The sequence below is a fragment of the Mycobacterium sp. NGS59 genome (genome assembly GCF_059812345.1).
On record NZ_JCALCN010000001.1, the window covers coordinates 200850 to 215642 of the forward strand.

A 14793-nucleotide genomic window follows, 5' to 3' on the forward strand; every position below is an offset into this window, starting at 1 on the left:
CAGGATTTTTCATGGTGAGACAGGCCGTTGCGCTAGTGTCGATGGTGACCGCTGTCGCCGTCGCGGCCTCCGGTTGCTCGCTGGAGTCGCTGGCGCAGTCTTCCGGAGTGGTCGATGTCGTCATCGGCTACCAGTCCAAGACCATCAACACCGTCACCGCGGGCACTCTGCTGCGCGCCCAGGGCTACCTGGAGCGCCGGCTCGCCGACATCACCACCCGTACCGGCACGAAATACGCTGTGCGGTGGCAGGATTACGACACCGGGGCGCCGATCACCGCGCAGATGCTGGCCGAAAAGATCGACATCGGTTCGATGGGGGACTACCCCATGCTGATCAACGGCTCCAAGACCCAGGCGAACCCGCTGGCCCGCACCGAGCTCGTCTCCGTCACCGGTTACAACCCCAAAGGCGCGCTGAACATGGTTGTGGTGGCGCCGAATTCGTCGGCCACCACGCTGTCGGACCTGGCCGGCACGCGGGTGTCGGCCAGTATCGGCTCGGCCGGCCACGGCACCTTGGTGCGTGCCCTGGACCGAGCCCGCGTGACGGGTGTCGACGTGCTGAACCAGCAACCCCAGGTCGGTGCTTCTGCCCTCGAATCCGGCCAGGTGCAGGCGCTTTCGCAGTTCGTCGCCTGGCCCGGGTTGCTGGTCTATCAGAACAAAGGCAAGTTGCTCTACGACGGCGCGGAACTCAACGTGCCGACCCTGCACGGGGTGGTGGCGCGACGGTCCTATGCCGGGGCGCATCCGGAAGTGCTGGCGGCGTTCCTGCAGGCGCAACTGGATGCCACCGACTTCCTCAACACCAAGCCGCTGGAGGCGGCGCGCATCGTGGCCGAGGGGAGCGGACTGCCGCCCGAGGTCGTCTATCTCTACAACGGCCCCGGCGGGACGTCCTTCGACACCACCCTGAAGCCGTCGCTTGTCGACGCACTCAAGGGCGACGTGCCCTACCTGGAGTCGATCGGCGACTTCGCGGCCCTGGACGTCAGCGAATTCGTCCAGGAGGAGCCGCTGCGCGCCGTGTTCGGCGCCCGGGGACTGGATTACGGGGCGGCCCGGGCGCGTACCGCGAACCCCTCGACGCTGGCCGGCGATCCGGCACAGGCCAGCGAACTGTGGCTGGACGGGACCACTGAGACTCAGACCGTCGCCGACCCGACCGCATTGCTGCGGGCGATTAGGGACGCCGGTGCCCGTGGAGCCAGAGTCCGGGCCGCCTACGTGCCCGACGCGGAGTTGGGCACCCGATGGTTCGCCGACAAGGCCGTCTGGATCCGCGACGGTGCCACCTACCGGCCGTTCGGAACCCCGGCCGCAGCGCGCCGTTACGCCGCGGCACACCCCGGCGCGGTCACCGTGACATATCAGCAGGCGTTGGGAGGTTCGTTGTGACCACCGAGTTGACCGACCGGGTGGTGCCGGCAGTGCCGGTGCCCGCCTTCACAGTGCCGCATCGACTCAACGCCGCGTGGCGGTCGCGACTGCTGCGCCTGGTGTCGCTGGGCGCCGCGATCGGTATGTGGCAGGCGCTGACCGCAGCCAAGGTGCGGTTCTGGTTGCGGTTCGACACCTTGCCGACCGTCACCGAGATCGTGCACGCCCTGACCCGGCGGTTAGGCGCCTTCGAATACTGGCTCGACCTGGCGCAGTCGTTGCTGCGCATCCTGACCGGCTTCGGGCTGGCGGCCGCAGTGGGCGTCGCGACCGGCGTATTGCTAGGCCGCTCCGAGCTTTTCGGCGATCTGTTCGGCCCGCTGACCGAACTGGTCCGGCCGATCCCGGCGATCGCGGTGGTCCCGGTGGCGATTCTGGTGTTCCCGACCGACGAGGCGGGCATCGTCTTCATCACCTTCCTGGCGGCCTACTTCCCGATCATGGTCAGCACCCGGCACGCGGTGCGGGCACTGCCCACGTTGTGGGAGGACTCGGTGCGCACCCTGGGCGGCGGTCGCTGGGAGGTGCTGATCCGGGTGGTGCTGCCCGGCATCCTGCCGGGTGTATTCGGCGGTCTGTCGGTTGGCATGGGCGTCGCCTGGATCTGCGTGATCTCGGCGGAGATGATCTCCGGTCGGCTCGGGGTCGGTTACCGCACCTGGCAGAACTACACCGTGCTGGCGTATCCGCAGGTGTTCGTCGGCATCATCACGATCGGGGTGCTCGGCTTCGTCACGTCGGCGGCGGTGGAAGTGGTGGGCCGTCGCGTCACTCGATGGTTGCCGCGCGGAGAGGAGACGAAGCGATGACTGTTTCAAGCCAGGGCATGAGTCTCGAACTGGATCGAGTGCGATTGTCCTACAGCGGAACTCCGGTGATCGATGACGTGACCCTGACGGTGCGGCCGGGGGAGATCCTGGTGCTCACCGGTCCGTCCGGGTGCGGCAAGTCGACGGTGTTGCGCGCACTGGCCGGTCTGATGATGCCCGACGACGGACGCGTCCTGGCCGACGGCGTCAACGTCACCGGCACCTCGGGTGATCGCGGAATGGTGTTCCAGGACAACGCTCTACTGCCGTGGCGCAGTGTGCGGTCCAACATCGAACTGGCACTGCGACTGCGGGGCGAGCCCCGGGCCACCCGGCGTAGTGAGGCCGAACGCTGGATCCGTGAGGTCGGGCTCACCGGTTTCGGCCGATACCTGCCCAAGAACTTGTCCGGTGGAATGCGCCAGCGCGTGCAGTTGGCCCGCGGCCTGGCCGGCGCGCCACGCGCGGTGATGATGGACGAACCGTTCGGTGCGCTGGACACCCAGACTCGCGCGGCCATGCAGCGCCTGCTCATCGACACTTGGCGGGCCCACCCGACGACGATCGTCTTCGTCACCCACGACGTCGACGAGGCGCTGGCTCTCGGTGACCGAGTCGCCGTCCTGGGCCGGGCCGGCCGGCCGCTGCGCGCTCTGGTCGAGATCCCGGAACCCAGGATGGCTCGCCAGTGGCCGGACCAGCGCGCGGAAATCATTGCGGCTCTGCAGGATTGGGTGGCGGCATGATGGAGATCCCGGCCCTTGAACCGCAGCTCCGGCTTGACTGTGACGTGCTCGTCATCGGTGGCGGCACCGCCGGCACCATGGCTGCGCTCACCGCCGCCGAGCATGGCGCCCAGGTGCTGCTGCTGGAGAAGGCGCACGTACGCCATTCCGGTGCGCTGGCCATGGGGATGGACGGCGTGAACAATGCCGTCATCCCGGGACGTGCCGAACCGGAGGACTACGTCGCGGAGATCACCCGTGCCAACGACGGAATCGTCAACCAGCGCACCGTGTATCAGACCGCCACCCGCGGCTTCGCCATGGTGCAGCGGCTGGAGCGTTATGGGGTGAAATTTGAGAAGGACGAGCACGGGGAGTACGCGGTTCGCCGCGTGCACCGGTCCGGCTCCTATGTGCTGCCGATGCCCGAGGGCAAGGACGTCAAGAAGGCGCTCTACCGGATGCTGCGGCAGAAGTCGATGCGGGCGAAGATCCGCATCGAGAACCGGCTGATGCCGGTGCGCGTCCTGACCCAGGGTGGCCGGGCGGTAGGCGCCGCGGCGTTGCACACCCGCACCGGCGAGTTCGTCGCTGTCGGGGCCAAGACGGTGATCCTTGCTACCGGCGCGTGCGGGCGACTCGGATTGCCCGCATCCGGTTATCTGTACGGCACCTACGAGAACCCGACCAACGCAGGCGACGGCTACTCCATGGCCTATCACGCCGGGGCAGAGCTGTCCGGAATCGAGTGCTTCCAGGTCAATCCGTTGATCAAGGACTACAACGGGCCCGCGTGCGCCTATGTGGCCAACCCGTTCGGCGGGTATCAGGTCAACTCCCTCGGTGAGCGGTTCGTCGACTCCGATTACTGGTCGGGACAGATGATGGCCGAAGTCAAGAGCGAGATCGACTCCGCACGGGGTCCCATTTATCTCAAGGTGTCCCACCTACCGGATGAGACATTGTCCGCGCTGGAAAACATCCTGCACACCACCGAGCGACCCACCCGCGGGACCTTCCACGCCAACCGCGGGCAGGACTACCGAACCCACGACGTGGAAATGCATATCTCCGAAATCGGCTTGTGCAGTGGACATTCCGCGTCGGGAGTCTGGGTGGACGAACATGCCCGGACGACGGTACCGGGACTGTATGCCGCCGGCGACATGGCCTGCGTCCCGCACAACTACATGATCGGCGCATTCGTCTTCGGTGATCTGGCCGGGGCGGACGCAGCCAGGTCGTGCACCGAAGTCGCTGCCCCACAGGCGCTCCCGGCGGAGCAACTACGCGCAGCGCACGAGCTCATCTACCGTCCGTTGCGGCACCCGGACGGCCCGCCCCAACCGCAAGTCGAATACAAGCTGCGGCGTTTCGTCAATGACTATGTGGCGCCGCCGAAGTCCGCAGCCAAGTTGTCGATCGCGGTTCGCACGTTCGATCGGATGCGAGACGAGATCGCCACGATGGGAGCCCGCACACCGCATGAGCTGATGCGCGCGGTGGAAGTCTCGTTCATCCGGGACTGCGCGGAGATGGCGGCACGGTCTTCGCTTACCCGAACCGAATCGCGCTGGGGCCTCTATCACAACCGCGCCGACCTGCCCGACCGTGACGACGGCCGATGGGGGTATCACTTGAACCTGCGCAAAGGGCCCGAGGGTGCAATGCTGTTCCTGAAGCGTCCGGTGGCACCGTATTTCGTGTCAGTTCCAGAACTCGATGGTCTGCCGCCGACGGATCAGCGGGTGCTGGAGGTGGCGCAGCCTCCGCTCGTCGGTGGCCAGGCGCCGGCCAGCACGCGGTCCCGAGTCGCCGCCGTGGCGGTCGATCCGCCGTCACCACGCATCGCCGCGGTGCTGGCACTGGACGAACCGACGATCGACGACCTGGTCCCGTACCTGACGGACTCCGATGCCGGCGTGCGGCGCACCGCAGTGGCCACGCTGACCGAACACACCCCGCCCGGTTATGCTTCGGCGCTGTTGGCCGCCCTGGGCGACCCGGACGCAGCAGTGCGGCGCGCCGCGGCGGAAGGGGCGCGGGAACTGGTCGAAATGCTGCCCGATCCCGCCGGCGCCCGCGCGCACTTGTCGTCGAAGGACTCCACGGTGCGCGCCGCTGCGGTGTATCTGCTTGCTTCGCGCCGGGCCGGTGCACCCGGGGATTTCCGTCGCGCGATCGACGACCCGGACCACCGGGTGCGCATCGAGGCCGTCCGTGCGCTGGTCTCGGTGGACGACGTAGCCGGAGTCGTGGCCGCCACGGCCGACGAGAACCGGGAAGTTCGCATCGCTGCCGCCGCCGGCCTGGCGACTCTGGGTGGCGGTGCCGAGACGGTGAGCGCTCTGGTCGCCGATCCCGATCCGTTGGTGTCCGCGGCCGCGCTCAGCGCGCTAGGTGAAATCGGTTGCCGGGAAAGCGATTGGGCCAACATCGAGCAGGCGTTGCGGGCACCGGCCTGGCAGGTCCGCGAAGGCGCGACGCGGGCGCTGGGCGGCGCTCAAAGCGACTTCGCGGTGCCGCGGTTGACTGATGCGCTGCGTGACACCCACCTCGATGTGCGCAAAGCCGCGGTGCTCAGTTTGACTCGTTTGCCTACCGCGGCAACGATTCACGACGCGCTGGTGGTGGCGCTGCAGGACAACGACGCTGACGTCCGTGCCTACGCGCGCCGCGCACTGGAACGTGTGTAGCCGAGGAGGTGCGCCGCGGTCGGTTCACAACCCCAGCGCGCGATAGGTATGGCGCACGAACCGCGGCTGCGCCGTACGCAACCGCGCCAGGGTCGGGTTGCCCGCTACCGCATCGGCGGCATTGACCGTCAGGTCGGGGCAGTACTGGATCAGATACATCAGGATCAGGTCCGCGCTCGGGTCGGCCTGCCACCACGTCCCGTAGGCGCCGGGCCAGCTGAACGTCCCGATCCCGCCCGGCCCGAACAGCGGAGCGGCTTTGACCGGGTCGGTGACGATGGACAGGTTCAAGCCGAACCCACGACCCACCCAGTACGGCGCGCCGAGGAAGTTGTGCCGCTTCTGTTCTGGGGTCAGCCGGTCGGTGCGCATCAGTCGTACCGACTCCTCGGACAACACCCGCACACCGTCGATGACGCCGTGGTTCAACAGCATTCGCACGAACCGCAGGTAATCGTCGGCGGTCGACCACAATCCGCCCCCGGCGTTGCAGAACGCGGGTGGCTTGACGTGCGGGGGACCCATCACGTCGTGCTGCAACCGGTCGTTCTCGTCGTGTCGGTACATGGTGGCCGCCCGCGACCGGGCCTCGGGCGTGACGAAGAATCCGGTGTCGGGCATGCCGACGGGGCCCAGCACCCGCTCGTCGAAGACCTCGTACAACGGCTTGTCCTCGACGCGGGACAAGATGACGCCCAACACGTCGATGGCGTGGCTGTAGGTCACCTTCTCGCCCGGCTGGTGTACCAGTGGCAGCGTGCCGAGTTCGGTGAGCCAGACGTCGGAACCCTGGTTGAACGGTAACCGCAGGTACGCGCGGGAGATGGGCCCGGACACCGAGAATCCGTAAGCCAACCCACTGGTGTGGGTGAGCAGGTCCTCGATCAGGATGGGACGCCGCAGCGGATGCGTGCGCTCCAGCGGACTGCGCGGATCGTCGAGCACCCACACCTCGGCGAGCTCCGGGGCCCACCGCGCGACCGGATCGCTCAGGGCCAGCTTGCCTTCGTCGACCAGGCTCATGACGGCCGCGACCGTGACGGGTTTGGTCATCGAGGCGATGCGGAACAGGGTGTCACGTTGCATCGGCAGGCCCGCCTCGACATCCCGATACCCGATTTCATTGACCTGCAACAACTCTCCGCGCTGCCAGACCACCGTGACCGCTCCGGAGAGCAGGCCGGCGTCGCAGACCTCGCGGATGGTCGTCTGATTGCCGTCCAGATTCACTCGGGTAGGGTAGCCGCTTGACAGCACGCTGTGCCCGCCGAAATGACCGGGAGTCATTGCGCCACCTGAGTGTTTGGTGCGTCGTGCCTTCGCCGCAAAGATCGATCCGGCGGATGCTGCGCTGGTCGAATCCGTCGACAGTTAATTCCGTGAGTATGGTTTGCAGCACGCGGGCCGCATGTTACTGTCGCGCTCTCCGGCAAAGTGAACTGGGGAACACGCTGTGAGGGCAGCGACGCGCAGTTGAACGGTGTCGTTGCTGGTGAACCAGGGTGCGGGTGTGCAGTCACCGAGATCCGCGATGGTGGGCGGTTGCTGGACGTCAGCATCCATCCACACCGTACGACGAGGGTAGCGACCCGCTGCTCATCACCACTGGTTGGTTAAACTCAGCAAAGGCTGGCCATGAATGGCTTGATCTCACAAGCGCAAATCTCCCACCGACCTGTCTCCCGTCGACCCTCGACCCCGGTGTCTGTAGCGATTCTGTTCGTCGCAGCACTTGTCGCGACGGTCGTCACCGGATGCGGAGGCAAATCGAACACCGGTAGTTCCTCGACATCTCAGACATCCGGATCCGCCGCCACCTCGGCGACCTCCGGGGCGTCATCCGCCACCTCCGGCGCCGCATCGCCCGAGGCCCAACAACTGCTGCAGGACGCTTCCAAGGCGACGACCGGCCTGCGCAATCTGCATGTCAATCTGCAGACCACCGACATCACTACGCTGCCGATGGAAATGGTCAACGCCGACGTGACCAACCAGCCCGAGGACCTCGGCGGGCAGGCCGTCGGCGACGCCATGATCCGGTTGCAGCCGAACACCCCGGCAGTGCCCAAGCAGTTCATCGTCACCAAGAAGACGATGTACACCAAGGACGATTCGGGTAAGTACACCTCGGTCGGCGAGGCGAGCAAGATCTACGACCCGGGCGTGGTGCTGGACAAGGAAAAGGGAATCGGCGCGGTGATCGGCAAGGTGCAGAGCCCGCAGATCGGTGGCAATGAAACGATCGACGGTGTACCGACCGTGAAGGTTTCCGGGACCATCGACCCGGCGATCATCGACCCGCTGGTGCCGCAGATCGGCAAGGACGCCAAGGGGCCGCTCCCGGTCACGCTGTACATCGCCGACGTGAAGGCACCGGGAGCGCCGGGCACGCCGCCGAGCCCGTACCTGGTGCGGATGGTGCTCGACAAGGACAAGGGCAAGGTCACCATCAACCTCTCCAAATGGGGTGAGCCGGTTACCATCCCGAACCCCTTGGGGTAACGGCCACAGGTGAGTCCCGGATTGGGAACCGACCCGGGAGTGCGGCACCGCCTATGCGGCCGCCGGGCCCCGGGTCGGTTCTCGTCCGAGACCGACTCTTTGAGAATCCTCCAAGGCTCTTCCAAGGCCGTGCCCCCACCATTTGGGCCAGCTCACCGGAAAGCCCGGCGCGCAGCCGATCTCATTCGACCAGACCTGGAGGACCACGAATGACCAACGACGTACCCGAAGTTCAGGAGCGCGGCCCCGACGCGCGCCCTGGGCCTCCGCCGGGCGGCCCTCCTGTGCTGCCCGACGTATGGGTATACAACGGACGCGCATACGACCTGAGCGATTGGATCGCCAAGCACCCCGGTGGCGCCTTCTTCATCGGGCGAACCAAAAACCGTGACATCACTGCGATTATCGCCTCCTACCACCGAGACCCGAAGGTCGTCGAGCGCATTCTGGAGCGGCGTTACTCGTTGGGCCGCGAGGCGACACCCCGTGACATTCACCCCAAGCACAACGCGCCACCGTTCTTGTTCAAAGATGACTTCGACAGCCGGCGCGACACACCTGAGTACCGGTTCGACAACCGAGATGACCTGATGCACCGCGTCAAAGCACGGTTGTGCGAGCCGGTGCTGGCAGCCCGGATCAAGCGGATGGACCGGCTTTTCAACATCGTTGCCGTCCTGCTGGCGATCTCGTATTTCGGCGTTCAGGCGGTGCGCCTGGTCGAGCCGCGGTGGATGCCGTTGTGGGCGTTCGTCATTGCGATGGTCCTGCTGCGCAGTTCGCTGGTCGGCTACGGCCATTACGCGTTGCACCGGGCACAACGGGGTTGGAATCGGGTCTTTGCCAACACCTTCGACCTGAATTACATCGCACTGGCGCTGGTCGTCGCCGACGGCCACACGCTGCTGCACCACCCATACACCCAGAGCGACGTGGACATCAAGAAGAACGTCTTCACCATGATGATGCGGCTGCCCCGGCTGTACCGCGTCCCGGTGCACACCCTGCACAAGTTCGGTCACCTGGTCACCGGCATGGCCGTCCGCATCGCCGACGTGTGGAACATGACGCGCAAGGTCGGCGTCGAAGAGGGCTATGGAAGTTGGCGCAATGCGCTGCCGCACTTCCTCGGTTCGTCGGGGGTACGGTTGCTGCTGGTGACCGAGCTGGTTGTGTTCTTGGCGGCCGGCGACTTCTGGGCCTGGGCTTTGCAATTCGTCGCGACACTGTGGGTCAGCACCTTCATGGTGGTGGCCAGCCACGAGTTCGAGAACGAGGACGCAGATCCCGAACCTGCCGGTGAAGACTGGGCGGTGGATCAGGTCGAGCACGCCAACGACCTGAGTGTGATCGGCAACCGCTACATCGACTGTTTCCTGTCCGCCGGCCTGAGTTCGCACCGCGTGCATCACGTGCTGCCGTTCCAGCGCAGCGGATTCGCCAACATCGTCACCGAGGATGTGCTGCGCGAGGAGTCGGCCAAGTCCGGTGTCGAGTGGTTACCGCCGAAGCGGTTCCTCACCGACCGGTTGCCCAAGCTGTGCCGCACTTATCTGTTGTCGCCGTCGCGGCCGGCCAGGGACCGGCACTGGGGCCTGTTGCGAGAACATCTGTCGCCGAGTGCATTCAAGGACAGCGCCGGCTACGTGGTCGCCGGCTTCGTCGGAATCGGGTCGGTATGAGCACCCCGGCCGACGGCGGCGTGCTCCCCGTCGCAGAAGGAACCGAAGTCCGGCTGGCCCAACTGCCGCCGGCGCCGCCCACCACGGTCGCGGTCATCGAAGGGATTGCGACCGGGTCGCCGCAGCGGGTGGTCGACCAGGCCGACGCCGCCCTTCGGGTCGCGGAACTGTTCGCCGATGCTCAACAACGGCAACGCATTCCGCGGATGTACCAGAAGACACGGGTGGACAGCCGGCGCATGGTGGTTGACCCACTCGATCCCGAGTTCGACGCGTTCCGCAAGGAACCGGGCACCATCCGGGACCGGATGAACCTGTTCTTCGAACACGCCGTTCCGCTGGCGGTCGAGGTCAGTCGGCGTGCGCTGGCGGGACTTCCGTACCAGGTCGAGGAGATCGGGCAGTTGGTGTTCGTCACCAGCACCGGGTTCATCGCGCCGGGTGTGGATGTCGCGATCGTCAAGGAATTGGGTCTGTCGCGGTCGGTGTCGCGGGTCGTGGTCAACTTCATGGGTTGCGCGGCGGCGATGAACGCCGTCCGCACCGCCGCAACCTTTGTCCGGGCCCACCCCAGCATGAAGTCGCTGGTGGTGTGCATCGAATTGTGTTCGATCAATGCCGTTTTCGCCGACGACGTCAACGATGTGGTCATCCACAGCCTGTTCGGCGACGGGTGCGGCGCCTTGCTCATCGGGGCCAGCCAAGTGCACAAGGCGCTCCCGCAAGGCAACGTGGTGATTCGCAGCACCTTCACCCGACTGCTCGACGACGCCGAAGACGGCATCGTGCTCGGCGTCAACCACAACGGCATCACGTGCGAGTTGTCGGAGAACCTGCCCGACTACATCTTCCGCAGCGTCGCACCCGTCGTGGCAGAGGTGTTGCGGGACAACGGCTTGCAGCAAACCGACATCGATCTGTGGGCGATCCACCCCGGCGGACCCAAGATCATCGAGCAGTCGGTGCGGTCGCTGGGCCTGCCCGCCGAGAGCGCGGCGCACAGCTGGGACGTGCTCGCGCGGTTCGGCAACATGCTCAGCGTTTCGCTGATCTTCGTGCTGGAAATGATGGTGCGGCAAGCGGAGTCGACGAAACCCATCTCCACGGGTATGGCTTTCTCGTTCGCACCCGGGGTCACCGTAGAAGGCATGTTGTTCGACATCGTCCGGCGGTCCTTGAAATGAGTGGCAATGAGTAGGGAATTGAACCGGGTTCTGTACCGGTCGCTGATGACCGACAACACGCGGTGGGACGCGCTGGAGCCGCGCGCCGGCGACGTCATCATCACGACGCCGTCGAAATGCGGCATGACGTGGACGCAGCGGCTGGTTTCGCTGCTGGTTTTCGACGGACCGGACCTGCCGGGGCCGTTGTCGACGGTGTCGCCGTGGTTCGACCAGACGATCCGCCCCCTCGACGAGGTGGTTGCCGTTCTCGAAGCGCAGCAGCATCGTCGCTTCATCAAGACCCACACCCCGCTGGACGGCCTGGTCCTCGATGACCGGATCACCTACATCTGCGTCGGTCGTGATCCTCGCGACGCCGCGGTGTCGATGCTGCATCAGTCCGCCAACATGGACCGGGACCGCGCCCGTGCGCTGTATGAAGCCGCGCTGCCGGCCGGCGAGCAGCACGGTTCGACGCGCTCGCCGGAACCCTGGCCGGCCATGCGGCACCCGGTCGAGGAGTTTCGGGACTGGATGGAGGGACCGGCGCATCCGCCGCCGGGACTGGGATTCGCCCCGCCGCGCGGTATCGGCACGTTGGCGAACATCCTCGACCAGTTCGGCAAGTCCTGGGAACTGCGCCACAGACCCAACGTCGCGCTGTTTCACTACGTCGACTTTCAGACCGACCTGGTCACCGAGTTCGTCCGGCTCGCGGCGGCCCTCGGCATTGACCTGACGCGGGACCGCGCGCAGCAGCTGGCCAGGTACGCCTCGCTGGACGAGATGCGCTCGCGTGCCACCGAGATCGCGCCGAACACCACCGACGGCATCTGGCACAGCGACGAACGGTTCTTCCGCCGGGGCGGGTGTGGGGAGTGGCAGCAGTACTTCGGTTTTCCCGAGTACCGCCGCTACAACGACCGGATCAACCAGTTGGCTGCGCCGGATCTGCTGGCCTGGGCGCACGAAGGACGCCGGGGGTGTGATCCCGAGATCTAGGCGTCGCGGAGCACGGTTCACGCGGTCGGGCGTTTGGGCCGGCGGCATGACTTCGGTTGTGAAGTCTTGGGGTTGATTGTGAACTGAGGGCTTTGAGGGTGAAGCCTGGGCGAGAAATTCGGCAGGATCCCGCCCAGGCTTCACGCGCAACGCCCAGGCTTCACGCGCAACGCCCAGGCTTCACGCGCAACGCCCAGGCTTCACGCCAGCCCGTCCGAACCGCCTGCGCCGAACAGGAATCCGCCGGCCGTCCGTGTCCTCTCGCTGTCCAGAGAACGAACACTTGCCAGGTTCGGCCACGCCGACAGCGAGCACGACTGATGATCTGACGGGGTCGTGTGTCGGTTTTGGGAGGGAACCTGCAATGAGTTTTTTCGTGCTGCCGCCGGAGGTCAATTCGGCGCTGATGTTTTCCGGCGCCGGCGTGGGGCCGATGGTGGCCGCCGCGACATCCTGGCAGGGACTCGCCGCGGAGCTGACCACCTCGGCCGGTTCGTTCTCGTCGGTGATCTCCGATCTCGCGGGACAAGCATGGCAGGGTAGTGCGTCGACCGCGATGGCCGCGACCGCGGCCAGATATGCGAGCTTCTTGAATGTGGCTGCGGCGCAAGCGGAATCGGCGGCAACCCAAGCGCAAGCCGTGATCAGTGCGTTCGAGGTGGCACAGGCGGCCACGGTGCGTCCGCTGATGGTGGCGGCCAACCGGCAGAATCTGGTGGCGCTGGTCGTCTCGAACCTGTTCGGGCAGAACGCACCCGCGATTGCCGCGGCGGAGTCCGTGTACGAGGAAATGTGGGCACGCGACGTGAGCGCGATGATCGGCTACCACGGCGGGGTCTCGGCTGCCGCGGCCCAACTGACGCCGTGGACCGCCGTCCTCGACGTCGTCAATGCGCCCACGCAGTTCATGTTGGGGCGCCCGCTGATCGGCAATGGTGCGGACGGCACCGCGAGCCGCCCCGCAGGCGGTGCCGGCGGGCTGCTGCTCGGCAGCGGCGGCAACGGTTTCTCGACGACCGCGCCGGGGGAGAGCGGTGGCGCCGGCGGCGCGGCCGGGCTGCTCGGAAACGGCGGAAACGGGGGCAGCAGCGTTGACCGTCTCGGGGGCGCCGGCGGTACCGGCGGCCTGCTGCTGGGCAGCGGTGGCGCGGGCGGTGCCGGCGCGGCCGGCGGCCAGGGCGGCAACACCGGCCTGTTCGGTTTCGGCGGAGCCGGAGGTGCGGCCACCGGACTGGGTCAACCCGGCGGCAACGGCGGCAGCGGTGGCGCGATCGCCGGCAACGGCGGCAGTGGTGGCTTCAGCGCGTCGGGCAACGGCGGTGCCGGAGGTAGCGGCGGTGCGATCGCCGGCAGCGGCGGCGACGGCGGCTCCAGCGAATCGGGCAACGGCGGTGACGGTGGGGCCGCGGCGGTCATGTTCGGCAACGGCGGTAGCGGCGGCAGTTCGTTGTTCGGCGGCGACGGGGGCGACGGGGGAGCCGGGGCCTCGCTGGCGGGCAGTGGCGGCAACGGCGGAAACGGCGGACAGGCCACCGTCACCGCCGGCGCCGGCGACGGCGGCAATGGCGGTGCCGCAGGCGATTTCGGCAGCGGAGGCGCGGGCGGTGCCGGTGGCAACGACCTGATCGGCGTGACCGGCGCGACCGGCGGGAACGGCGGCAACGGCGGCGCGTCGGTGATCGGCAACGCCGGCCCCGGTGGCAACGGTGGCATCGCCCAGACCGTGAATGGGACGGCCAACGGCGGAAACGGTGGAAACGGCGGCAGCTCAGCCGGATCCGGCACCGGCGGCTTCGGCGGACTCGGCGGTGACGCCCGCTCCACCAACGGCAACGCGAACGGTGGCCAGGGCGGCGACGGTGGCAGCGGCGGACTGACCGGCAACGGCGGTGTGGGTGGTGGCGGCGGAGACGCCGACGCCGGTGGGGTCGCCCGGGGCGGTAGCGGCGGCGACGGCAACGACGGCGGCATCGTCGCGCCCGGTGGCAACGGCGGCAACGGCGGCAACGGTTTCGGCGGCGTCGACGGATTCGGCGGCAACGGTGGCAACGGGGGCAACGGCTTCGGCGACGCGGACGGCGCCGGCGGTTTCGGTGGTTTCGGCAACACCGCCAACGGGAGTCCAGGTCTGCCCGGTTGACCGGACGCAGATTTCGTCACGGTTGCAGTTGGGCAAAGTTCCCGCAGCACACCCGTGGTGGCAGGGCCGCCACCGGTCGTGCGGCTATAGTGTTGGCTCCTATGACCGGACTAAACCGTTGCGTAAAGCTCTGGCGCACAGCGCTTCACGTGGTGTTGTCGGTATTCGTGATCGGCATTTCCGCCCTGGGTGCGGCACCCGTCGCTCAGGCGGCGGCGGCGTCGGCGACGCTGGTGGTGGAGCACACGTGGCAGGACGGTTTCATCGCCCGCTACAGCATCACCAATGCCAGCATGGCACCGTTGACCGACTGGAGGCTGGAGTTCGACATGCCGGTCGGTCAGTCCATCTCGCACGCGTGGAACAGCACCGTCTCCCAAGCGGGCACGCACTATGTCGTCAGTCCCGCGAATTGGAATCGCAGCATTGCCCCGGGCGGCTCGGCCACTGGCGGCTTCCGGGGTGTGCTGAGTGGTACCTACTCGCCCCCGTCGAACTGTCAGCTGAACCGGCAGGTTCCCTGCACCTGAGCACCTAGGGCGAGCAGACGCAAAAGCCCCTCATTTCCGCAGGAAATGGGGGCTTTTGCGTCTGCTCGCCACGGGTGCCGAGCACGCGTGTTAGGCTGC

11 protein-coding genes are annotated in these 14793 nt (G+C 67.0%); 10 read left to right on the plus strand and 1 reads right to left on the minus strand.

The genetic code is table 11. The annotated features are described in order from the left end of the window. Positions 1–11 precede the first annotated feature (11 nt). Genes AC5Y46_RS00905 through AC5Y46_RS00920 form a run of 4 tightly spaced genes read left to right on the plus strand, consistent with a single transcriptional unit; the run spans position 12 to position 5672 of the window. Complete coding sequence (locus AC5Y46_RS00905; RefSeq protein ID WP_499944482.1) at positions 12–1400, plus strand: ABC transporter substrate-binding protein; 1389 nt, start codon at positions 12–14, stop codon at positions 1398–1400. A 20-nt stretch (positions 1401–1420) separates the two neighbouring features. Next, positions 1421–2251, plus strand: coding sequence for an ABC transporter permease (locus AC5Y46_RS00910; protein ID WP_499944596.1), 831 nt, complete (start codon positions 1421–1423; stop codon positions 2249–2251). Then, entirely contained in the window at positions 2248–2997 is a 750-nt protein-coding gene (locus AC5Y46_RS00915) for an ABC transporter ATP-binding protein (protein WP_499944483.1), read from the plus strand. Before AC5Y46_RS00910 ends, AC5Y46_RS00915 begins: the two co-directional genes overlap by 4 nt. Further along, a complete protein-coding gene (locus tag AC5Y46_RS00920) occupies positions 2997–5672 on the plus strand; it encodes a fumarate reductase/succinate dehydrogenase flavoprotein subunit (protein ID WP_499989971.1) in 2676 nt (891 codons plus the stop codon). The genes AC5Y46_RS00915 and AC5Y46_RS00920 overlap by 1 nt, the downstream gene beginning before the upstream one ends. 24 nt (positions 5673–5696) lie before the next feature. On the opposite strand, the gene AC5Y46_RS00925 is transcribed toward AC5Y46_RS00920, so the two are convergent. Beyond that, a complete protein-coding gene (locus AC5Y46_RS00925; RefSeq protein ID WP_499944484.1) occupies positions 5697–6902 on the minus strand; it encodes a serine hydrolase domain-containing protein in 1206 nt (401 codons plus the stop codon). Positions 6903–7307: 405 nt separating this feature from the next. Here AC5Y46_RS00925 and AC5Y46_RS00930 point away from each other — a divergent pair, with 405 nt between their 5' ends. The 6 genes from AC5Y46_RS00930 to AC5Y46_RS00955 all read left to right on the plus strand — a co-directional run bounded on the left by AC5Y46_RS00930 (position 7308) and on the right by AC5Y46_RS00955 (position 14694). Further along, the gene (locus AC5Y46_RS00930; RefSeq protein WP_499944485.1) at positions 7308–8174 is read left to right on the plus strand and encodes an LppX_LprAFG lipoprotein; all 867 of its coding nucleotides are present in this window, start codon (positions 7308–7310) and stop codon (positions 8172–8174) included. Positions 8175–8383: 209 nt separating this feature from the next. Next, on the plus strand, positions 8384–9856 hold the full coding sequence (locus tag AC5Y46_RS00935) for a fatty acid desaturase (RefSeq protein WP_499944486.1): 1473 nt from the start codon (positions 8384–8386) through the stop codon (positions 9854–9856). Next, complete coding sequence (locus AC5Y46_RS00940) at positions 9853–11040, plus strand: type III polyketide synthase (protein ID WP_499944487.1); 1188 nt, start codon at positions 9853–9855, stop codon at positions 11038–11040. Before AC5Y46_RS00935 ends, AC5Y46_RS00940 begins: the two co-directional genes overlap by 4 nt. 6 nt (positions 11041–11046) lie before the next feature. Next, positions 11047–12024 (plus strand): sulfotransferase domain-containing protein, encoded by a 978-nt coding sequence (locus AC5Y46_RS00945; RefSeq protein ID WP_499944489.1) that lies wholly within the window; start codon positions 11047–11049, stop codon positions 12022–12024. Between the two features lie 364 nt (positions 12025–12388). Continuing rightward, positions 12389–14164 carry a PPE family protein gene (locus AC5Y46_RS00950; RefSeq protein WP_499944490.1) on the plus strand — a complete coding sequence of 592 codons (1776 nt, stop codon included), beginning with the start codon at positions 12389–12391 and terminating at the stop codon, positions 14162–14164. 101 nt (positions 14165–14265) lie between these two features. After that, positions 14266–14694 carry a cellulose-binding domain-containing protein gene (locus AC5Y46_RS00955; protein ID WP_499989792.1) on the plus strand — a complete coding sequence of 143 codons (429 nt, stop codon included), beginning with the start codon at positions 14266–14268 and terminating at the stop codon, positions 14692–14694. Positions 14695–14793 lie beyond the last annotated feature (99 nt).